Below are 19,771 nucleotides of genomic sequence, written 5' to 3' on the forward strand. Positions count from 1 at the left end.
CCGCCCCTTCTTCGTTGCAGGAACGATCAGAGGACGTGTGTGACGTACCCCGCGAGAAGGGTGGAGACGATGGGCATGGACCGCAGCCCCTCCCCCGTCGCCGCTCGAGGATCCGCGGCGCACAGCACGATGTCGGCGGGTTCGCCGGGACGCAGCGACGAACGAACGCTCGCCTCGAGCGCCTGGTCGACGGTGATCCGCTCCTCCGGATGCCAGGCGGCCCGATCGTCGTCGGTGCGCGACACCGCGGCTGAGATGGCGTGCCAGGGGTCGAGCTCGGCGACCGGTGCATCCGACCCGAAGCGCAACTGCGCACCGGCGTCACGCAACGAGGCGAGCGGGTAGCCGATGGCGGTCTGCTCGGCCCAGTGACGATCCACCAGGTCGCGGTCGTCCACGGCATGCTGCGGCTGGACGCTGGCGATCACGCCCAGACGGGCGAAACGGGCGAGATCGGTGTGCCGCACGAGCTGCACGTGCTCGATCGAGCCGACGGCGCCCGTCGTGGTGAACGCGTCGAGAGCAGAAGTGATCGCCCGGTCGCCGATCGCGTGCACGGCCACGCCCAGCCCCGCACCGGTCGCACGGGTGAGGAGTGCGACGAGCTCGTCCGACGGCACGGTGAGCATCCCGAAGTTGTCGGGATCGCCCGGATACGAGTGCGAACACGCTGCCGTTCGTGTGCCCAGAGAACCGTCGGTGATGACCTTGAGAGGTCCGACATGCACGAGCCCTCGTGCGGGTGCCGGGACATCGCCCTCTTCGCGGAGCTCTCCGGTGCGCAGCCCGGCACTGATCGCCCGTTCGAGGTCGAAGGGGTACATCGCGAACTCGACGCGATGCGAGGAGAAACCGGCCTGGACCCGTCGCGGCCAGGCTTCCGCACTCCACGCCATGTCGAAGTCGACGAGCCCGGTGATACCGCGTGCGGCCGCCTGCTCGCCTGCACGCATCATCGCGCGATCGCCGTGGGCTGAGTCGACGGCGTTGAGGCGCCGGGAGATCTCGAAGGCGTCGGTCTCGCGCAGCACGCCGTCCTCACTGCGGAAACCTTCGCGCGCGAGAGCCGTGCTGTTCAACCAGACGCTGTGGACATCGGCGTTGATGAGATACGTCGGAACATCGCCGGTCGCGGCGTCCAGGAGCTCGAGGGAGGGCCGATCCGACCAGAGCGCATCACGGAAGCCGGTCCCGACGCGTCGTCCATCCGGCAGCGGGGCGATGCCCCTCATCGCCGCAGCGGCGCCGGCGGCGGATTCCGCCCCGCCGAGCGGCGCCCGCTCCGATGTCAGCGCCCACTGGACCGTGTGGACGTGGTTGTCCCAGAGCCCGGGAACGGCCCACGCGCCGTCGGCGTCGATGACCGCGCCGTGTGCCGGCAGAGCACCTGTCGGGGCGATGTCGACGATGCGCCCGTCGGCGATGAAGATGTCCACGGGCTCTTCATCCATGAGGAACTCGCGCCCGGGGCCGGCGATGCGCACGCCGGTGATCGTGTCGATCGCCACTCCACGTTCGGTCACTGCTGTCGTCCTCCTCGGCGCGCATCCTGCGCGCGTCGCATCTCCGCGGCGAGAGCCGGGTTCGAATACGGTCCGTCGGTCGAGAGCGCGGCGATGACCGTCTCGATCGTCTCCGGCGGCTTGTTCTGGCTGAGCTTCCTCTTGGCGACGACGCGGGTCGGCCGCAACCGGAAGCCCACGGTTCCCGAGGCGAGGCGCTCGATGTAGGCCGGGTCGTTCGGGCGTTCCCACATCCGTCGCGGCTCGGGCATCCGGGCTTCGAAGCGTGCCACGAGCTGATCCAGCACGACGAGGTTCTCTTCATCGGTCAGGATCTCGGGCACGCCGGCCAGGTGCACCGCGGTGTAGTTCCAGGTCGGCACCGCAGGGACATCGCCGTACCAGCCGGGCGAGACGTAGCCGTGCGGGCCCTGGAACACCACGAGCATCTCTCGGTGCCCCATCCCGTGGATGAGGTCGTCCGGGCGCCCGACGTGTCCCACGACGGTGAGGTCGTCGCACGCGTCGTCGAGCAGCACGGCGTAGTGCGAGGCGACGAGTCCGTCATCGCCTGCGCTCATGATCGTCGCCCAGGGATTCGCCTCGATGACACGGCGGATCTCGGTCTCATCGGCCAGCGTGAAGCTGGGGTTCTGTCGCATGGGATCAGCCTAGAGCGGTGCAGGGAGCTCGAGCGGGCTCACGCCTGACAACGAGGGCACCAGTAGAGCTTGCGCGCACCGATCTCCTCGAGGGCGATCTCCGTTCCGCAGATCCGACAGGGCAGTCCCGCACGGTGATACACCCAGTGCCGGTCGTCCCGATTGGCCATGGCCGCCCGGTAGTCGTCGCCCGTGAGGCCGTCCATCGTCATCATCTGGCCGGTCTCGACACCGATCGCGAGAAGGCGCACCCAGTCTGCCCAGAGCGCGCGCACGACGTCTTCCGGCACGTCCCTCCCCGGAGTGTGCGGGTTCAACCGCTGGCGGAAGAGCATCTCTGCCCGATACACGTTGCCGATCCCGCTCACGACCGACTGGTCCATCAGCAGCAGCGCGATTACCGTCGACTTCTTCTTGACTGCGCGAACGAATCGCTCCTCGTTCTCGACCGGGTCGCCGACCAGGGGATCCGGTCCCAGCTTGGCCACCGTGGCGAGCATCTCCTCGGGAGTCTGCAGCACACAGGCGGTGGGCCCTCGAAGATCGGCCGCGGTGATATCGGTCAGCAGCCGCAGACGGACCTGCCCGACGACGGGCGGAGGCCACTGCATCCCGTCGTCGGCCAGCCCCTTCGTCTGCTCCGACATGCGCACGTGCACTCGGGTGCGCCGCGGGGCCCCGATCGACGCGAGCGAGTTCTCGCCAGCTTCGTCGAGGATCGGCTGGTCGAGCACGGTCCCCCGCTGATTCGTCTGGCCCATCCGTCCGTTGGCCGAGGCGATGGTCGGGTCGACGATGATCTCACCCGCGAAATCCCACGCCCCGTATAGACCGAGATGCACCCGGAGCCAGAGGTCGCCCTCCGTCTCTAGGAACATCTGCTTGCCGACGGCCTGCACACTGACCGCCTCGCGACCGTCGAGAACGGAGGCGCCCTCGGCGAATCGTCCCTGCGGACTGGAAGCGCTCAGGGTCTTTCCGACGAAGTTGCGGTCGAATTGACGAGCGATCCGATGGACGGAATGACCCTCGGGCATCTCAGGCCCGCGGGTCCGGGAGCAGAGAGCCGTCTCGTTCGAAGTCCGCGATCTGGCCGATGCGGCGCACGTGGCGCTCGTCACCGGAGAACGGCGTCTCGATGAAGCGGTCGATGAACGACGTCACCTCGTCGTACGTGTGCTGACGGGCGCCGATGGAGATCACGTTGGCGTCGTTGTGCTCTCGCGCGAGTTCCGCCGTCGACAGATTCCAGACGAGTGCCGCACGCACGCCCTCGACCTTGTTCGCGGCGATCTGCTCACCATTGCCCGAGCCGCCGAAAACGACACCCAGTGCGTCCACGCCGGCACGCTGGTCGGCGATGACCGCCTGCGCCGCTCGGATGCAGAAGGCGGGGTAGTCGTCGACAGCGTCGTACTCGATCGGCCCGTGATCGACGACATCATGTCCGGAAGCGCGCAGATGTCCCTGCAGCTGGGTGGAGAAGTCGAGTCCCGCGTGGTCGGTGGCGATGTGGATGCGCATGATTCCCATCCTAGAAGCGTGCGCGGGTCAGCGAGAGGTCACGGGGCGACACCGGCAGCGGCCGGCTTGAAGCCCGCGCGGATGTTCTCGCAGCAGCCGGGCCGGCAGACATCGAAGCCCCCGGGGAGAGAGGTCACGTGCGCACGCTCTTCGTTGGGGCGTCCCTGGAGGCGCTCCTCGATCAGGTCGACGATGCCGGAGACGAATGCCGGCGACACTCCAGGAGTCGGAGTGCGTGTGAAGGAGAGGCCCGCTTCCTCCGCAGCCTCCGCCGCCTCGGTGTCGAGGTCCCACAGCACCTCCATGTGGTCGCTCATGAATCCGACCGGGACGACGGCGACGGCCTTGCGGCCACGATCGGGCAGCTCGCCGATCACATCGCACACGTCCGGCTCGAGCCAGGGCTGCGAAGCGGGGCCGGAGCGGGACTGGTACACGAGTTCCCACGACACATCGGCGGCCGCCGGAACGGTCTGGCGAACGCGGTCCATGACCCACGCGGCGACGGCGAGGTGCTGCGCGGCGTATGCGCCACCCTCTCCCCATTCGATGTCTCGGGCTCCGGAACGCTCGGCGTCGGCGGTCGGGATGCTGTGGGTCGAGAACAGGATCTGGATGTCCGCTGCCGGGATGCCCTCGGCGAGGAAGCCCTCGACAGCCTCACGAACGCCGGTCTCGAAAGCCTCGACGAAGCCGGGGTGATCGTAGAACGGACGGATCTTGTCGATCGTCACCGTCTCACCCAGGCCGGTCTCCTCCAGGACGCGGGCGAAGTCCTCGCGATACTGACGGCAGCTGGAGAACGAGCTGTAGGCGCTGGTGGCGAAGGCGAGGAGGGTGTTGTGACCGTTGGCCGAGGCCTCGGTCACGACCTCTTCGAGGTACGGGGCCCAGTTGCGGTTGCCCCAGTAGACGGGGAGCGTGATCCCGCGCTCGATGAGGGCCTTCTCCAGCGCCTCCTTGAGGACGCGGTTCTGGCCGTTGATCGGGCTCACCCCGCCGAAGTGGCGATAGTGGTGCGCGACCTCCTCGAGCCGTTCGTCGGGGATTCCCCGACCGCGCGTCACGTTCCTGAGGAACGGGATCACATCATCCTGGCCCTCCGGCCCGCCGAACCCGGCGAGCAGGATCGCGTCGTAGGTGGCAGGCGTGTTCACGTAGGGGGCACCACCGGCGGTAGCAGGCGAGGCAAAGGGGACGACATTCGGCTCGATCGCAGTCACGCATCCATCTTCCCACCTCGGAGGGGTCCGGGCGTGCGCGCACGCGTCGTTTCCCGACGTCGCGCTCCCGTGGCCGATGCGAGGAGGCATCCGTCGCGAAGGCGTAGGCTGTCATGGTTGCCGTCGGCGCCAACTGCGCCCAGCCCCGGTGACATCCCCTCACCCCTGGGAGTACAGCTGTGCCTGGAGAGAACCTCACCCGTATCGAAGCGCAGGAGCGCCGCGACGTCATCGACACGCAGTCGTATGAGGTCGCCCTCGATCTGACGAAGGGCCCCGAGGTGTTCGGCTCCCGCAGCGTGGTGCGCTTCACCGCGACGCCGGAGGGCTTCACCTTCATCGACCTGATCGCCCGCGACGTGCGCGAGATCTCGCTCAACGGCGAGCAGCTCGACCCGAACGAGGTCTTCGCCGACTCGCGCATCGCGCTCACCGGTCTGCAGGCCGAGAACATCCTCGTCGTGGACGCCGACTGCGAGTACACGAACACCGGCGAAGGGCTCCACCGTTTCGTCGACCCCGTGGACGGGGAGGTCTATCTCTACTCCCAGTTCGAGGTGCCCGACTCGCGTCGTGTCTTCGCCGTCTTCGAGCAGCCCGACCTCAAGGCGACGTTCCAGTTCACGGTGACGGCCCCTGCCGCATGGAAGGTCGTCTCCAACTCCCCCACCCCCGAGCCCATCGTCCATGACGACGACGTCACCGCCACGTGGGGTTTCGAGCCGACCCCGCGTATCTCCTCGTACATCACGGCGCTCGTCGCCGGCCCGTACGAGTCGACCTTCTCGGAGCTCACCAGCGCCTCCGGACGTGTCATCCCTCTGGGCGTGTACGGCCGCAAGAGCCTGTGGCAGCACCTCGATGCCGATTACATCTTCGACAAGACCCGCGAGGGCTTCGCCTACTTCGAGTCGAAGTTCGGCGTCCCGTACCCCTTCGCCAAGTACGACCAGCTCTTCGTGCCGGAGTTCAACGCCGGCGCGATGGAGAACGCCGGTGCCGTCACCTTCACCGAGACCTACGTGTTCCGCAGCAAGGTCACCGACGCGGTCAAGGAGCGTCGCGTCGTCACGATCCTGCACGAGTTGGCGCACATGTGGTTCGGTGACCTCGTCACCATGAAGTGGTGGAACGACCTCTGGCTCAACGAGTCGTTCGCCGAGTGGGCGTCGACCATCGCCACCGCCGAGGCCACCGAGTGGACAGAGGCCTGGACGACCTTCAACGCCATGGAGAAGACCTGGGCCTACCGCCAGGACCAGCTCCCCTCCACCCACCCGATCGTCGCCGAGATCAACGACCTCGAAGACGTGCAGGTCAACTTCGACGGCATCACCTACGCCAAGGGCGGCTCGGTCCTCAAGCAGCTGGCCGCGTGGGTGGGCATCGAGGCGTTCTTCGCCGGAGTCTCGCAGTACTTCCAGAAGCACTCCTGGGGCAACACCGAGCTGAGCGACCTGCTCTCCGAGCTCGAAGCCACCAGTGGCCGCGACCTCAGCACGTGGTCGAAGAAGTGGCTCGAGACCGCGGGCGTCAACACGCTCGAGCCCGTCATCGCCGAGAGCCACGACGGCACCATCTCGCGCTTCGCGATCACGCAGACCGCCCCGGCGGACTACCCGACGATCCGTCCGCACCGCCTCGGCATCGGCTTCTACACGCTCACGGACGGCTCGCTCACCCGCACTCACTACCTCGAGGTCGACGTCGACGGCGACCGCACCGAGGTGCCCGAGCTGCAGGGCCTCGCCCGCCCCGACCTCGTGCTGCTCAACGACAACGACCTCGCCTACGCGAAGATCCGCCTCGACGAGAAGTCGCTCGCCACGGCGATCGCCCACCTCGCCGACATCCACGACCCGCTCGCCCGCTCGCTCGTCTGGGGCGCCGCGTGGGACCAGACCCGCGACGCCGAGACCGGCGCTTCGGAGTACATCGACCTCGTGCTGGGCAACATCGGCCGCGAGACCGAGTCGACGACCGTGCGCACCACGCTGAGCCAGCTGCGCACCGCAGCGACTCTCTACGTCGTCCCCGCGGATCGCGAGGCGGCACGACTCAAGGTCGCCGACGGCCTGTGGAGCCTCGCAGAGGCCGCGGAGCCGGGCAGCGACAGCCAGCTGCAGTTCGTCACCGCGTTCGCGAACGCCCTGGTCACCCCAGAGCACGCCGGCATCGTCGGGCGTCTGCGCTCCGGTGAGGACACGCTGCCCGGGCTCGAGGTCGACGCCGACCTGAACTGGCAGCTCCTCGTCGGGCTGGCATCGATCGGCGCGACCGATGCCGCCACGATCGATGCCGCCCTCGCGGCCGACAACACGGCCAAGGGCGGAGAGTTCGCCGCTCAGGCCCGTGCCTCGCTTCCGGATTCGGCATCGAAGAAGGCCGCGTGGGCGTCGCTCATCGAACGCGACGACGCCCCCAACACGATCGTCCGCTCCGCAGCGCTCGGGTTCACGCACCCGGCCGGCGCCGCAGTGCTGGGTGAGTTCGTACCGGCCTACTTCGACATGCTGCTCCCGGTCTGGGAATCGCGCACTTACCAGATCGCGCAGTACCTGATCGTCGGACTCTTCCCCACGGCTCTGGCCGACGTCGCGCTGCGCGATGCGACCCGTGGCTGGCTCGCCGCCCACCAGGACGCGGCGCCCGCGTTGCGCCGTCTCGTGCTCGAGAACCTGGCGGACGTGGAGCGCGCTCTGGCCGCACAGGCACGCGACGCCGAGGACTGATCCCGAAGCACCCCTGAAAACGGAGACCATCGGTCCCGCACTCGCCGTGGCCATGAACGACACGACGAGACGGGACGGGTGGTCTCCGTTCTCGTCGGGCACATCCACCCAGCCCGCGCAGAGACCCGATCGCTAAGATCGTGAGTGATGATTCTCCCCCTCGCTGACACCGACCCATCCGCGGAAATCCCCCTCCCCGATTGGGTGAAGGCGCTGCTCGTCTGGCTCGGTGAGGCCGGTATGAAGGCCCTCACCGTCGCGATCATCATCGCCAGCTGTGTCGTGATCGGCCTCGTTCTGCGCATAGTCATCCGACGTGTCGTGCACCGTATCGTCGACAGCGCCAAGAACAAGGCGTCGGTCGACGACACGCAGGCCCTCGAACGATCTCCCCTCGCCGACATGCGCCTCGTGCAGCGCACGCGCACGCTGGGGACGATCCTGCAGAACATCGTCAACGTGATGCTCGTGGTCATCGCGATCGTGCTCATCGTGAACGCGATCGACAACAGCCTCCTCGGCTCCCTGACCCTCCTGACCGCTGCCGTCGGCGCCGGCCTCGGCTTCGGCGCCCAGAACATCGTCAAGGACGTGCTCAACGGCATGTTCATCGTCGCCGAAGATCAGATCGGCATCGGCGACGTGGTCGATCTCGGTCTCGCGAGCGGCGTCGTCGAGTACGTCAGCGTGCGCATCACCCAGGTGCGCGACGTCAACGGCACCCTCTGGTACGTGCGCAACGGCGAGGTCACCCGCATCGGCAACATGTCGCAGGGCTGGGCGCGCTCCATCATCGACCTGGGCGTCCCCGCCGACTCCGACCTGGAGCAGGTCGAGCACATCATGCTCGAGACGGCGCAGGGGCTGGCGAAGGATCCGAAGTGGCGTACGCGCATCATCGAGAAGCCGGAGCTGTGGGGGCTCGAGTCCATCGACGGCGATGCGCTCGTGGTGCGCATCGTGATCAAGGCCCGCGCCAACGCGAAGGACGACGTCGCGCAGGAGCTGCGGCGTCGACTGCGCGCCGCACTGCTCGAGAAGGAGATCGGCGTTCCGCGCATGGTCGATGTCGTGCCGACGGGCCTCGACGGGGCGCGTCGCGTGCGCGGAGCGAATCCGCCCAAGACCCGGCCGAATGCCGTGACCGGCGTCCCGATCATCCCCGACCGCGGGATCTGGCGCCGCAAGAAGCCGAACGACGACGGGAGCACCCAGAAGTGACCTTCTACGACGAGATCGGCGGGCACGACACGTTCGCGAAGATCGTCTCGGTGTTCTACCGCGAGGTCGCGCTCGACCCGGTGATGAAGCCGATGTACCCCGAAGAAGACCTGGGCCCCGCGGAGGATCGCCTGCGGATGTTCCTCGAGCAGTACTGGGGCGGTCCCACGACCTACGGCGAGACGCGCGGACACCCGCGGCTCCGTATGCGGCACATGCCCTTCCGGATCGACGCGGACGCGCGCGATCGTTGGCTTCGTCACATGCGGACAGCTGTGGACGAGGCGCAGTTGTCCCCCCTGCACGAAACCACGCTGTGGGACTACCTGGAGCGGGCCGCCTATGCCATGGTGAACTCACTCGAGCCTTCCGGGATCGGTGCCGGTCCGGGTGGTCGCCCGACGCTCGAGGCCCGATCACGTCAGGAATCAACGGAGAACTCATGACGACGACACCCCTGTCTGCAGACGTCCTTGTGATCGGATGGGGGTTGGCCGGCCTCGTCGCGGCGGCGGAGGCACTCGATGCCGGGCGGCGCGTCATCCTGGTGGATCAGGAGCCGCGCACGAATCTCGGCGGTCAGGCCTGGTGGTCTTTCGGGGGCCTGTTCTTCATCGACTCCCCAGAGCAGCGACGCCTCGGCATCAGGGACTCCCTCGAACTCGCGACCCAGGACTGGTTCGGAAATGCCGGATTCGATCGCGACGAAGACGAATGGCCCCGCCGCTGGGCGCAGGCGTACCTGCAGTTCGCTGCCGGCGAGAAGCGCGCCTGGCTTCGAGAACGCGGCGTCGGCTTCTTCCCCGTCGTCGGCTGGGCGGAGCGCGGCGGCTACGGGGCGATCGGACCGGGCAACTCCGTCCCCCGCTTCCACATCACCTGGGGCACCGGACCGGGCATCGTCGCCCCCTTCGCGGCAGCCGTCGAGCAGGGCGAGCGGGACGGACGGCTCACGATCCTTCCGCGTCACCGCGTCGGCGAGCTGACCGTCGCGGACGGCACCGTCACCGGTGCACGAGGGGACATCCTCGCAACCAGCGGTGCGGAGCGCGGGGTGCCATCGTCTCGCGAGGTGATCGGCGAGTTCCAGATCTCGGCGACCGCCACGATCGTCTGCTCAGGAGGGATCGGCGGCAACCACGACCTCGTGCGAGCAGCGTGGCCCGAACGGCTCGGCACCGCACCCGCCCACATGCTCACGGGGGTGCCGGCATATGTCGACGGTTCGATGCACCGTGTGAGCGAAGTCGCGGGTGCCCGCCTGATCAACGGCGACCGCATGTGGCACTACGTGGAGGGCATCACCAACTGGGATCCGGTGTGGCCTTCGCACGGGATCCGCATCCTGCCCGGCCCCTCGTCTCTGTGGCTGGACGCTACGGGAAAACGGCTCCCCGTGCCGCTGTTCCCCGGCTTCGACACCCTCGGCACCCTCGAGCACCTGCGAACGACAGGCCACGACCACTCCTGGTTCGTCACGTCGCGTCAGATCGTCGAGAAGGAGTTCGCCCTGTCCGGCAGCGAGCAGAACCCCGACCTCACCGGGAAGGATGTCGGACTCCTCCTGAAATCCCGCCTCGCCAAGGGACCGACGGGTCCGGTGCAGTCCTTCCTCGACGAGGGCGAGGACTTCATCGTCGAGAACGATCTCGACTCGCTGCTCGAACAGATGCAGAAGCATCCTGGCGGCGAGCTCCTCGACCTCGACAACGTCCGGCGCGAGGTCGAGGCTCGCGACCGCGAGATGGAGAACGACTTCACGAAGGACGCGCAGATCGGCATGCTGCGGTCGATGCGCGGCTACCGCGGCGACAAGCTCATCCGGACCGCAGCCCCGCACCGCCTTCAGGATCCTGCGGCGGGGCCGCTCGTCGCCGTGAAGCTGCATGTACTCACGCGCAAGTCCCTCGGCGGTATCAACACCGATCTCGAAGGCCGCGCCCTGAACGCCGCAGGCGAACCGATCCCGGGTCTCTACGCGGCCGGTGAGGCGAGCGGCTTCGGCGGAGGCGGCGTGCACGGCTACCGGGCACTCGAGGGAACCTTCCTCGGCGGCTGCCTCTTCTCCGGTCGCACCGCGGGGCGCGCAGCCGCACTCGCCGTCTGAGTCGCGGGGCGAGGTCCGAGGCACGGGCCCCAGTTCTCCTGGTGGCGTCGTTCCGGGGATCCGTCGCACTTGTTCGGGGTATCCCGAAGACATGGCGTTCCACGTCGAACCGCCCGGCCGTGCCGCTTACGGTGGGCTCGTGCGCATCCTCTTGCTCCTCGGACTCCTGTCGACACTGCTCGCGAGCTGCGCTGTTCCCACTGTCACCGCGGACACCCCGACGACTGCCTCCAGGACGGTCGAGGCGTACACGGAGACGTTCGCGACTCCCGGGATCGCCGCGGCCGTGATCTCCGACGGAGACGTCGATCTGATCGTGCGCGGTCGTGACGGCGCCGGAGCGGCGATCACGCCGGAGACGCGGTTCCGGATCGCGTCGATGAGCAAGTCGATGACGGCGACGGCGATCATGCTGCTGGTCCAGGACGGCTCAGTGGAACTCGATGACCGCGTCGTCGAGCGCCTGCCGGAGTTCACGATGGCCGATGCGAGGTACGAGCACATCACGATCCGCCAGCTGCTGTCCCATACTTCGGGATTGTCGCTGCAGACGAACGACGAGTTCGCGCTGCCCGCGCCGCGGACCACGCGGGCGGTCATCGCCGAGCTCAGGGAGCGCCGACTGGTCGCGGAACCGGGAGTGCGATTCGAGTACCACAACACGAACTACTCGCTCGCCGCCCGCATCGTCGAGATCGTGTCGGGGCAGCCTCTCGATGATTTCCTTCGGGAGCGTCTCTTCGTGCCGCTGGGCATGCACGACTCGCTGAGCGTGGACGCCTGCGACCGGACTGTGGATGAGCTCGCGCCCGGCTTCTCCGTGGTGCTGGGTCTCGCGTACGTGATGCCGGAGATGCCGGGGCGTTGCGGAGGCAACGGCGGCGTGGTGTCGACGCTCGCCGACATGGTGCAGTGGCTCCGCTTCAACCAGGGCACGGTCGGTGCGGCACTGCTGGAGCGCCCGCTGCTCGACGAGCTCCACGCGGTGCAGCCCAACGCTGCACCGTATGGTCTCGGCTGGCAGCACCTCGCCCCGGATGGAGGGGATGCATCTGGCTTCGTCTCGCACGGGGGCACTCTGGCCACGTTCACCGGGTCCATGGCCTTCGCCCCCGAGACGGGAAGAGCTGTCGTTGTGCTCACGAACGGAGTCGGCTCCCCCGGCGAGCTGGCGCAGAATCTGATCGCGGAATCCGAGGGCGTGCCCCCGAAGCCCTACGAGAACCCTCTGGGCGTCGCGAACAGCATCCTGTCGGTCCTTGCCGCGGTCGCTCTGACCCTGCTCCTCGTGACGGCTCTTCGCGTTCCCCGCTGGGCGGCGGAAAGGCGGTCCGCACGGACACCGCGACTCCTGCTCCGACTCTTCCCGCTCATCCTCGTGATCGTCGCAGGGCTGGTCATCCCCCTCACTCCCGCGTTGCTCGGGGGCTCCGTCAACTGGCAGTACTGGGTGATCGACCTCTGGCTGTTCCCGCTTCTGGACCTTCTCGGCGCGGTCCTGGTGCTGGGAGGGATCAGCGCCCTCGTGAGCAGGATCGTCGCGCTGCAGCGCGGCCACGTGCTTCGGCGTCGCGGGCGGCGGCGGTCGTCTCAGCCGGCGGAGCCGGTGTCACGCACACTCGTGAGACCTGAGGCGACCGGGCCACGGGAAAGCACATGACCGCGCCGGAAGGCGAGTCGCGTCCATCGACCGGATCGAGAAACGGCCACCTGTTCCTCCCCCGAGATGAAGCCCATCGCATCCGCGGCGAAGGCGACGCCTCGCGGGACGTCACCGAGGTCCTCATCCGGCTCGCCCCAGATCGCGGCCCGCAGGGCTCGCACGGCTTCTTCTCCTGAGCCCGGCGCGGTGCCACGGGCCACGGCGGAGATCCCCCATTGCGCCCGCTGGGCGATCACGGAGGCGTCGAGCGCCGACACCGGCTCCCACCCGCCTCGAGGCGGCGCCACACCCGCCCACGCCGGCGAGAGTCCGGTGTCCGGGAGCTCGAGGCGCTGTGGCTCGTCTGTCTTCGTGAGCTGATCGACGACGACATCGCACTCGAGCTCGGGATCAGCATGCACGATGCGCATAGCGAGGATCGTCGGTGTCTGATCGAACAGGCCGTGGGGGGCGAGTGCCGCGGTCGTGAGGGCGAGTACGCCGCCTGCCGCCTGCAGCCGCACGCCCTCGTCGGTGATCCTGGCCGCTCGGCCCACGAACGTCAGGACGTCTTTCGCCGTGTGGGAGTCGGCGAGGAGAAGGTGATGCGGCACGCGTTCTAAACTACCAACGGAGCGGCGCCCCGGGGCGCAGAGAGGAATCCATGAGCGCGGAAGACCACGCCATCCAGACCGTCGAGCGACTGCTCGAGGTCATCGATCTCGATTCGACGCAGGCACGGACGACGGAGGACATCTTCACCGGCTCCTCGCACCCGATGCCCACCGGCCGGATCTACGGCGGACAGGTTCTCGCCCAGGCACTCCTGGCTGCGGAGCGCACCCTTCCCGAAGACCGTGCGGTGCACTCGATGCACGGCTACTTCCTGCGTCCAGGCGACGCGAGTCAAGGCATCACGATCTCCGTCGACCGCATCCATGACGGACGCTCGTTCTCCACGCGCCGTGCCCAGGCCTACCAGAACGGTGTGCCCATCTTCTCGATGATCGCCTCCTTCCAGGACGCCGACCCGGGCGTCGAGCACGCACAGCCGATGCCCGAGGGCATTCCCGCTCCTGAGGCACTCGCACCGGACGAGGATCGGGTTCAGGGTCTCCCCGGCGGTACCGCCCGGATGCTGAGCGAGCGCGCCGCGGACATCCGCCACGTCGACTCGCCTCTGTATCTGCCGAGCGACGATGCGCGCACGCCGCAGCAGGCCGTGTGGATGCGTCTTCGCGCGCCGCTACCCGACGACCAGCGTCTGCACAGGGCGGCCCTCGCCTACCTCAGCGATATGACGATCCAGGAGTCGATTCTCCGCGCCCACGGCGTCTATTGGGCGCTCCCCGGTCTCAAGGTCGCCAGCCTCGATCACGCGATGTGGTGGCACCGGCCTGCGCGCGTGGACGAGTGGCTGCTGTACGTGCAGGAGTCGCCGAACGCCCGCGGCGGCAGAGGGCTCGCCACCGGACGGATCTTCACGCGTGACGGAGCCCTCGTGGCAAGCGTCGCGCAGGAGATCATGATCCGGGTTCCCGACAGCCAGGATTGATGCGTCGGTCGGGAGTATCCGCTCCCGACCGACTACGAGGCACAGCCTTACGTGCCCCTCGGTGCCGCTGACCGAGAGCGGCTCAGCGATGACTGTACTGGATCGACTCTCCGAGGTACGGCTCCCAGGCGTCGCGCATCTCCTGCGTGAGGCGGGTGGGGCGTCCGGTCTTCGCGTCGACGAGCACGATGATCGCCGTCGATCGCGCATAGATCTGACGAGGGTCCGCCGTCGGGTCGTTGTGCACCTCGTAGCAGACCTCGACGCTGGACCCGCCGAGCTTCCCGAACCACATCTGCACCTCGAGCGGTCGCCGCTGGTACGGCACGGGCGCGAGGTACTCGATCTCCTGGCGAGCGATGAGCGTGAGGATGCCCTCGTCGATGCCCGAGTCGAGCACTGCCGTCGAGGGTGCCTCCTCGCCGGGGCCCGCACGCCAGAATGCTCGCACACGAGCCTCCTCGAGCAGCTTCAGCATCGAGGTGTTGTTGACGTGGTTGAACGCATCCAGATCGCCCCAGCGGAGCTGGATCGGGATGTGCAGACGGGGCCCCGGCGATGCGGTCACGACAGGCTCAGTCGCGCGTCAGCTTGCGGTGCGTCGAGCGGTGCGGCTTGGCCGCATCCGCCCCGAGGCGCTCGATCTTGTTCTCCTCGTAGGCCTCGAAGTTGCCCTCGAACCAGTACCACTGGTCAGGCTTCTCATCGGTCCCCTCGTAGGCGAGGATGTGCGTGGCGATGCGGTCCAGGAACCACCGGTCGTGGGTGATGACCACGGCGCAGCCGGGGAATTCGAGCAGCGCGTTCTCGAGCGAGCTCAGGGTTTCCACGTCGAGGTCGTTGGTCGGCTCGTCGAGGAGCAGCAGGTTGCCGCCCTCCTTGAGGGTCAGCGCGAGGTTCAGGCGGTTGCGCTCACCACCGGAGAGCACACCTGCCTTCTTCTGCTGGTCCGGACCCTTGAAGCCGAACTTGGAGACGTACGCCCTGGACGGGATCTCGGTCTTGCCGACGGTGATGTAGTCGAGGCCGTCGGAGACGACCTCCCACAGCGTCTTGTTCGGGTCGATGTTGGAGCGCGACTGGTCGACGTAGCTGATCTTGACCGTCTCGCCGATCTTCAGATCTCCGCCGTCGAGCGGCTCGAGGCCGACGATGGTCTTGAACAGCGTCGTCTTTCCGACACCGTTCGGGCCGATGACACCGACGATGCCGTTCGGCGGCAGGCTGAAGCTGAGTCCGTCGATGAGCGAGCGTCCGTCGAAGCCCTTCTTCAGGTTCTTGGCCTCGATGACGACGCTACCGAGACGCGGTCCTGCGGGGATCTGGATCTCCTCGAAGTCCAGCTTCCTGGTGCGCTCAGCCTCGGACGCCATCTCCTCGTAGCGAGCGAGTCGCGCCTTCGACTTGGTCTGACGCCCCTTCGCGCTCGAGCGGACCCACTCCAGCTCCTCTTTGAGGCGTTTGGCGAGCTTGGCGTCCTTCTTGCCCTGGATCTCGAGGCGTTCGCCCTTCTTCTCAAGATAGGTCGAGTAGTTGCCCTCGTAGCCGATCAGGCGGCCGCGGTCGACCTCGGCGATCCACTCGGCCACATGGTCGAGGAAGTACCGGTCGTGGGTGATTGCGATGACGGCACCCTTGTAGGCCTGCAGGTGCTGCTCGAGCCACAGCACGCTCTCGGCGTCGAGGTGGTTGGTCGGCTCGTCGAGGAGCAGGAGGTCAGGCTTCTGCAGGAGCAGCTTCGCCAGCGCCACGCGACGCTTCTCACCACCGGAGAGCGGGGCGATCGCCGCGTCGCCCGGAGGGGTGCGCAGCGCATCCATGGCCTGATCGAGCTGCGAATCGAGGTCCCAGCCGTCCGCCGCGTCGATCTCTTCCTGAAGCGAACCCATCTCCGCCAGGAGAGCGTCGAAGTCGGCATCGGGATCGGCCATGAGTGCCGAGATCTCGTTGAAGCGGTCGAGCTTCGCCTTGATCGCGATGCCGTCCTGGATGTTCTCGAGCACGGTCTTCGTCTCGTCGAGTTCCGGTTCCTGCATGAGGATGCCGACGGTGAACCCCGGAGAGAGCTTCGCCTCCCCGTTCGAGGGGGTGTCCAGACCCGCCATGATCTTGAGGATCGTCGACTTACCGGCGCCGTTGGGACCGACCATACCGATCTTGGCCCCGGGGAGGAACGCCATGGTCACGTCGTCCAGGATGAGCTTCTCGCCCACTGCCTTGCGTGCACGAACCATCGAGTAGATGTACTCAGCCACCGAAAACCGCTCCTTCTGTTGGCGTCGAAGATCGACACTCCAGCCTACCGGCCCCCTGGCGTGTCACCAGTCGATAGGACGTGTGGCACCGATGAGGCAGCGCCCCTCGGCGAGTTGCGGCAGAACCGCGGTGACGACTTGCCCCGTGGAGGGCCCGACCTGGCCGACGAGACACTCATCGTCGCCCCAGCGCACGGAGAACTGCAGACTCTCCGCCGGATTCCCTACCGTGGTCTGATCCTGGGTCACCTGCATCGCCTCGCGATCGAACCCTGCACTGATCAGAGCGTCGATGTAGGCGCGACCGAACCCCCGCTGATCGGTCGCCCAGATGCCTTCCGCGGTCGCCGTGAACACAGGCAGGTTCTCCTCGGCGGTGCCATCGGGCACCAGGACGGGGGCCGCGGGAATCGTCGACTCCGCACCGGGCGAGGCTGAGACCGACGGGGAAGGTGACGGAGCGGGGCTCGGCGTGCACCCGGAGAGAAGGAGGGCGGCCGCAGCCGTGGCGGCGAGGACGCCGGCTGCACGCGCGGGCGAGAGGACCGATCGACGAAGCACGTGCCGAGTCTACGTCGCCTTCCCCTTCGTCTCGCCCGAACAGCCGGCCCGCGCCCTCATCCCTCCGAACTCGACAGGTCAGCCCCTCCCCGTCAGCTCCGCCTCCGGATCAGCCCAGGAGAGGTCGATCGTCGAGGAGTCCTTCTCTTCATCGGGGACGCCGACCCCTTCATGGCCGGATGACGCGTGCGCGGAGTCGGTTGACGTCTCCGTGGCACTCGCCTGCGCACGCGCCTGCGGTCGGTAGGCGGTCGTCCCCCAGCGCAGGTCATGTCCGATCGCATCCGCTTCGATGTCGACGCTGGTGCCGTGCTTGCCGTTGCTCTCCCAGTTTCGGATCTTCAGGCGACCGGTCACGATCACGCTGTCACCGGTGCGCAGTGACGCCTTCGCGTTCTCGCCGAGCTGTCGGAATGCGGCCACGGAGAACCAATTGGTCCCGGAGTCCGTCCACGTCTGGGTCACGGCGTCGAAGCGGCGGTGCGTGCTGGCGAGGCGAAAATTGGTGACAGAGACGCCGCCCCCTGTCTGGACCTGCGTCGGGTCGGTCGCGACTCTCCCCACGATGGTCAGGGTGTCGATCATGTGCTCATCCTCTCGATCGCCGGATCTCTTCCGGGCCCCTCCAGAGTGGGGCGCGACGACGGGAGCCGATCGCCCGAATCGTGCAAGTGGTGGACAGCCTCGTTCAGATGGCGTCTGTGGAGAGAAAGCCCCGATGAGGGCGGGAGGACCTCACCGGCCCGAATGTCGGAGGTCGGTCATATCTTCGAATCACGAAAGGAGCCCCGATGTCCGACAACCTGATCACCTCCCTCCCCGAGATCCCCTACGCCACGCCTCGACTCGCTTCCGCACGAGAGCATCTGGTCCGCGCCGCAGATCACCTCTGGAGAGTGCAGGATCAGCGGGAGCACGTGCTCGGTCACCTGCGCATCGTCGCGGATCCGCTCGGGCTTCGATACCGCGCGGAGCGCCTTCATCTCGCGACGGGCGTCTTCCGGGTCGTCGGTGAGTTCTGGCGCGCGGACGATGCCGTCGCGGCCCTCCGCTATTCCTGACGAGTTCAGCGCGGTCGACGACGCAGGCGGAGATTCGACGGCCAATGCCTCGATGCGCCGTGTGTCGCGGGGCATTCGACTCGTGTGGTGCCCCCGGCAGGATTCGAACCTGCGACCAAGAGATTAGAAGGCTCCTGCTCTATCCCCTGAGCTACGGAGGCGCACATCTCTAGAGTATCGCGGTCCCGGAGGCGTTTCGTGAAGCACGCTCCGGTCGGCGATGTCGGGCCCGTCGATAGTATGGCGGCATGGTATCTGCGTCCGAGAATGATCGTCTCGTATGGATCGACTGCGAGATGACGGGCCTCGATCTGGCGGTCGACGAGCTCGTCGAGATCGCCGTCGTCGTCACCGACTTCGAGCTCAACCCCATCGATCCGGGATTCCAGGTGGTGATCCGCCCCAATGAGAGTGCCCTCGAGCACATGAACGACTTCGTCACGAAGATGCACGAGACATCGGGACTCATCGAGGAGATCGCCGGTGGAGTGTCGCTGGAGGAGGCTGAGTCCCAGACCCTCGCGTACATCAAGCGCTTCGTTCCGCTGGAGCGCAAAGCGCCTCTGGCCGGGAACACGATCGGCACGGATCGGATGTTCCTGGCGAAGTACATGCCGCAGGTGGATCAGTGGCTGCACTACCGCAACGTCGACGTCTCCAGCATCAAGGAGCTCTCGCGCCGTTGGTACCCGCGGGTGTTCTTCCAGGCCCCCTCCAAAGACGGGGGTCACCGTGCGCTCGCCGACATCCTCGAGTCGATCAGGGAGCTCCGGTACTACCGCGAAGCAGTGTTCGTCGATGAGCCGGGGCCGTCCAGCGACGAGGCTCGGGAGATCGCTTCGCGCACGGTGTCCGAGTTCACTCCGAACATGTAATACACTCGTATGGTTGCCTGCTCCGGTGGGCACATGGTGGGTATAGCTCAGCTGGTAGAGCGCTGGCTTGTGGTGCCGGATGTCGCGGGTTCGAGTCCCGTTACTCACCCTCCTGAAGAAGGCCCGAATCGCAAGGTTCGGGCCTTCTTCGCATCTCCGCATGATCGGCCTGTTCCCCTCCTGAGCTCTAGACTGACGGGGTGTCGCTCGCGGTCTGGTTCTCGTTGCTGACCGCCTCCGTCGTGATCAGTTTCACGCCCGGCGCCGGTGCGATCAACACGATGTCGAACGCCATGAATCAAGGGTGGCGACGATCGATATGGGGCATCGTCGGGCAGCAGATCGCGTTGATCGTCCATGTGGCTGTCGTGGCCGCCGGCGTCGGACTGCTGGTCTCTCGCTCGGAGGTGCTCTTCAACGGCATCCGCTATGCCGGCGCGGCGTACCTGGTGTTCCTCGGGATACGTCTCATCCTCACGAAGCCGGCGGTCGTGGTCGACGACGTTCCCGTTCCGGTCGATTCCAGGGAGAGCCACTGGTCGATGATCCGCCGGGGGTTCTGGGTCAACCTGCTGAACCCGAAGGCGATCGTCTTCTTCCTGGCGTTCATCCCGCAGTTCGTCCGGCTGGATGAGCCGCCACTGCCCCAGTACCTCACCCTCATCGTCACCGTGATCGTCGTCGATGTGATCGTGATGTGGGGGTTCTTCGCCGCAGCCGCGCGCCCCTTCCGTCGCCTCACGCGCACGGCGCGAGGGCAGCGTGTCCTCAACACGGTCTTCGGCGCCCTGTTCATCGTGGTGGCCGCGATTCTCGTTCTCCTCCACTGACCATCCGTCGCCCCTAGGCTG

Annotated in this window: 19 protein-coding genes and 2 tRNA genes; 10 read left to right on the plus strand and 11 right to left on the minus strand. The window is 67.2% G+C overall.

What is annotated here, in order from left to right:
- Nucleotides 1-26: 26 nt before the first annotated feature.
- Genes ASD13_RS08895 through ASD13_RS08915 form a run of 5 tightly spaced genes read right to left on the minus strand, consistent with a single transcriptional unit; the run spans nucleotide 27 to nucleotide 4,911 of the window.
- Nucleotides 27-1,523, minus strand: coding sequence for an amidohydrolase (locus ASD13_RS08895; protein ID WP_055868360.1), 1,497 nt, complete (start codon nucleotides 1,521-1,523; stop codon nucleotides 27-29).
- Nucleotides 1,520-2,164: an FMN-binding negative transcriptional regulator gene (locus ASD13_RS08900; RefSeq protein WP_055868364.1), complete on the minus strand. Its 645-nt coding sequence runs from the start codon at nucleotides 2,162-2,164 to the stop codon at nucleotides 1,520-1,522. The genes ASD13_RS08895 and ASD13_RS08900 overlap by 4 nt, the downstream gene beginning before the upstream one ends.
- Before the next feature lie 38 nt (nucleotides 2,165-2,202).
- Nucleotides 2,203-3,201, minus strand: a complete 999-nt coding sequence (locus ASD13_RS08905; protein ID WP_055868368.1) for an Fpg/Nei family DNA glycosylase — start codon at nucleotides 3,199-3,201, stop codon at nucleotides 2,203-2,205.
- 1 nt (nucleotide 3,202) lies between these two features.
- Entirely contained in the window at nucleotides 3,203-3,688 is a 486-nt protein-coding gene (locus tag ASD13_RS08910; RefSeq protein ID WP_055868371.1) for a ribose-5-phosphate isomerase, read from the minus strand.
- A 38-nt stretch (nucleotides 3,689-3,726) separates the two neighbouring features.
- Entirely contained in the window at nucleotides 3,727-4,911 is a 1,185-nt protein-coding gene (locus ASD13_RS08915; RefSeq protein ID WP_055868375.1) for a ferrochelatase, read from the minus strand.
- A 179-nt stretch (nucleotides 4,912-5,090) separates the two neighbouring features.
- Between ASD13_RS08915 and pepN the strand changes: the two genes are divergently transcribed.
- From pepN to ASD13_RS08940, 5 genes are all read left to right on the plus strand, one after another.
- The gene (gene pepN, locus ASD13_RS08920; protein ID WP_055868379.1) at nucleotides 5,091-7,643 is read left to right on the plus strand and encodes an aminopeptidase N; all 2,553 of its coding nucleotides are present in this window, start codon (nucleotides 5,091-5,093) and stop codon (nucleotides 7,641-7,643) included.
- 147 nt (nucleotides 7,644-7,790) lie between these two features.
- Complete coding sequence (locus ASD13_RS08925; RefSeq protein ID WP_055868382.1) at nucleotides 7,791-8,864, plus strand: mechanosensitive ion channel family protein; 1,074 nt, start codon at nucleotides 7,791-7,793, stop codon at nucleotides 8,862-8,864.
- Entirely contained in the window at nucleotides 8,861-9,310 is a 450-nt protein-coding gene (locus ASD13_RS08930) for a globin (RefSeq protein ID WP_017830670.1), read from the plus strand. Before ASD13_RS08925 ends, ASD13_RS08930 begins: the two co-directional genes overlap by 4 nt.
- The gene (locus tag ASD13_RS08935; RefSeq protein ID WP_055868386.1) at nucleotides 9,307-10,971 is read left to right on the plus strand and encodes an FAD-binding dehydrogenase; all 1,665 of its coding nucleotides are present in this window, start codon (nucleotides 9,307-9,309) and stop codon (nucleotides 10,969-10,971) included. Before ASD13_RS08930 ends, ASD13_RS08935 begins: the two co-directional genes overlap by 4 nt.
- Nucleotides 10,972-11,110: 139 nt before the next feature.
- On the plus strand, nucleotides 11,111-12,631 hold the full coding sequence (locus ASD13_RS08940) for a serine hydrolase domain-containing protein (RefSeq protein ID WP_200942470.1): 1,521 nt from the start codon (nucleotides 11,111-11,113) through the stop codon (nucleotides 12,629-12,631).
- Here the strand turns inward: ASD13_RS08940 and ASD13_RS08945 are convergent.
- On the minus strand, nucleotides 12,562-13,227 hold the full coding sequence (locus ASD13_RS08945; protein WP_055868389.1) for a hypothetical protein: 666 nt from the start codon (nucleotides 13,225-13,227) through the stop codon (nucleotides 12,562-12,564). The two genes, ASD13_RS08940 and ASD13_RS08945, sit on opposite strands and share 70 nt — an antisense overlap.
- A 50-nt stretch (nucleotides 13,228-13,277) precedes the next feature.
- Between ASD13_RS08945 and ASD13_RS08950 the strand changes: the two genes are divergently transcribed.
- Nucleotides 13,278-14,168 carry an acyl-CoA thioesterase gene (locus ASD13_RS08950; protein ID WP_055868393.1) on the plus strand — a complete coding sequence of 297 codons (891 nt, stop codon included), beginning with the start codon at nucleotides 13,278-13,280 and terminating at the stop codon, nucleotides 14,166-14,168.
- Between the two features lie 82 nt (nucleotides 14,169-14,250).
- Here the strand turns inward: ASD13_RS08950 and ASD13_RS08955 are convergent, their stop codons facing one another.
- From ASD13_RS08955 to ASD13_RS08970, 4 genes are all read right to left on the minus strand, one after another.
- Nucleotides 14,251-14,736: an acyl-CoA thioesterase gene (locus ASD13_RS08955; protein WP_055868397.1), complete on the minus strand. Its 486-nt coding sequence runs from the start codon at nucleotides 14,734-14,736 to the stop codon at nucleotides 14,251-14,253.
- Between the two features lie 7 nt (nucleotides 14,737-14,743).
- On the minus strand, nucleotides 14,744-16,423 hold the full coding sequence (gene ettA / locus ASD13_RS08960) for an energy-dependent translational throttle protein EttA (protein WP_017830677.1): 1,680 nt from the start codon (nucleotides 16,421-16,423) through the stop codon (nucleotides 14,744-14,746).
- Between the two features lie 63 nt (nucleotides 16,424-16,486).
- The gene (locus tag ASD13_RS08965; protein ID WP_055868401.1) at nucleotides 16,487-16,984 is read right to left on the minus strand and encodes a DUF6993 domain-containing protein; all 498 of its coding nucleotides are present in this window, start codon (nucleotides 16,982-16,984) and stop codon (nucleotides 16,487-16,489) included.
- Between the two features lie 78 nt (nucleotides 16,985-17,062).
- A complete protein-coding gene (locus ASD13_RS08970) occupies nucleotides 17,063-17,569 on the minus strand; it encodes a single-stranded DNA-binding protein (RefSeq protein WP_055868404.1) in 507 nt (168 codons plus the stop codon).
- Between the two features lie 206 nt (nucleotides 17,570-17,775).
- On the opposite strand from ASD13_RS08970, the gene ASD13_RS08975 reads away from it, so the two are divergent.
- Complete coding sequence (locus ASD13_RS08975) at nucleotides 17,776-18,045, plus strand: hypothetical protein (protein WP_017830680.1); 270 nt, start codon at nucleotides 17,776-17,778, stop codon at nucleotides 18,043-18,045.
- 85 nt (nucleotides 18,046-18,130) lie between these two features.
- Here the strand turns inward: ASD13_RS08975 and ASD13_RS08980 are convergent.
- Nucleotides 18,131-18,206: transfer RNA gene (locus tag ASD13_RS08980), tRNA-Arg, on the minus strand.
- A gap of 87 nt (nucleotides 18,207-18,293) precedes the next feature.
- Here ASD13_RS08980 and orn point away from each other — a divergent pair.
- The 3 genes from orn to ASD13_RS08995 all read left to right on the plus strand — a co-directional run bounded on the left by orn (nucleotide 18,294) and on the right by ASD13_RS08995 (nucleotide 19,750).
- Nucleotides 18,294-18,920, plus strand: a complete 627-nt coding sequence (orn, locus tag ASD13_RS08985; protein WP_055868406.1) for an oligoribonuclease — start codon at nucleotides 18,294-18,296, stop codon at nucleotides 18,918-18,920.
- Between the two features lie 36 nt (nucleotides 18,921-18,956).
- Nucleotides 18,957-19,029, plus strand: a tRNA-His gene (locus tag ASD13_RS08990).
- Nucleotides 19,030-19,120: 91 nt separating this feature from the next.
- Nucleotides 19,121-19,750, plus strand: coding sequence for a LysE family translocator (locus tag ASD13_RS08995; RefSeq protein WP_055868411.1), 630 nt, complete (start codon nucleotides 19,121-19,123; stop codon nucleotides 19,748-19,750).
- Nucleotides 19,751-19,771 lie beyond the last annotated feature (21 nt).

Origin of the sequence: Microbacterium sp. Root1433D1 (genome assembly GCF_001426835.1) — a bacterium.
GTDB lineage: Bacteria > Actinomycetota > Actinomycetes > Actinomycetales > Microbacteriaceae > Microbacterium > Microbacterium maritypicum.

Bases quoted from the DNA above. Each gene is read 5' to 3' on its own strand.
- ASD13_RS08900 (WP_055868364.1), bottom strand. From the start codon at position 2,164: ATGCGACAGAACCCCAGCTTCACGCTGGCCGATGAGACCGAGATCCGC.
- ASD13_RS08905 (WP_055868368.1), bottom strand. From the start codon at position 3,201: ATGCCCGAGGGTCATTCCGTCCATCGGATCGCTCGTCAATTCGACCGC.
- ASD13_RS08910 (WP_055868371.1), bottom strand. From the start codon at position 3,688: ATGCGCATCCACATCGCCACCGACCACGCGGGACTCGACTTCTCCACC.
- ASD13_RS08925 (WP_055868382.1), top strand. From the start codon at position 7,791: ATGATTCTCCCCCTCGCTGACACCGACCCATCCGCGGAAATCCCCCTC.
- ASD13_RS08935 (WP_055868386.1), top strand. From the start codon at position 9,307: ATGACGACGACACCCCTGTCTGCAGACGTCCTTGTGATCGGATGGGGG.
- ASD13_RS08950 (WP_055868393.1), top strand. From the start codon at position 13,278: ATGAGCGCGGAAGACCACGCCATCCAGACCGTCGAGCGACTGCTCGAG.
- ASD13_RS08970 (WP_055868404.1), bottom strand. From the start codon at position 17,569: ATGATCGACACCCTGACCATCGTGGGGAGAGTCGCGACCGACCCGACG.
- ASD13_RS08975 (WP_017830680.1), top strand. From the start codon at position 17,776: ATGTCCGACAACCTGATCACCTCCCTCCCCGAGATCCCCTACGCCACG.
- orn (WP_055868406.1), top strand. From the start codon at position 18,294: ATGGTATCTGCGTCCGAGAATGATCGTCTCGTATGGATCGACTGCGAG.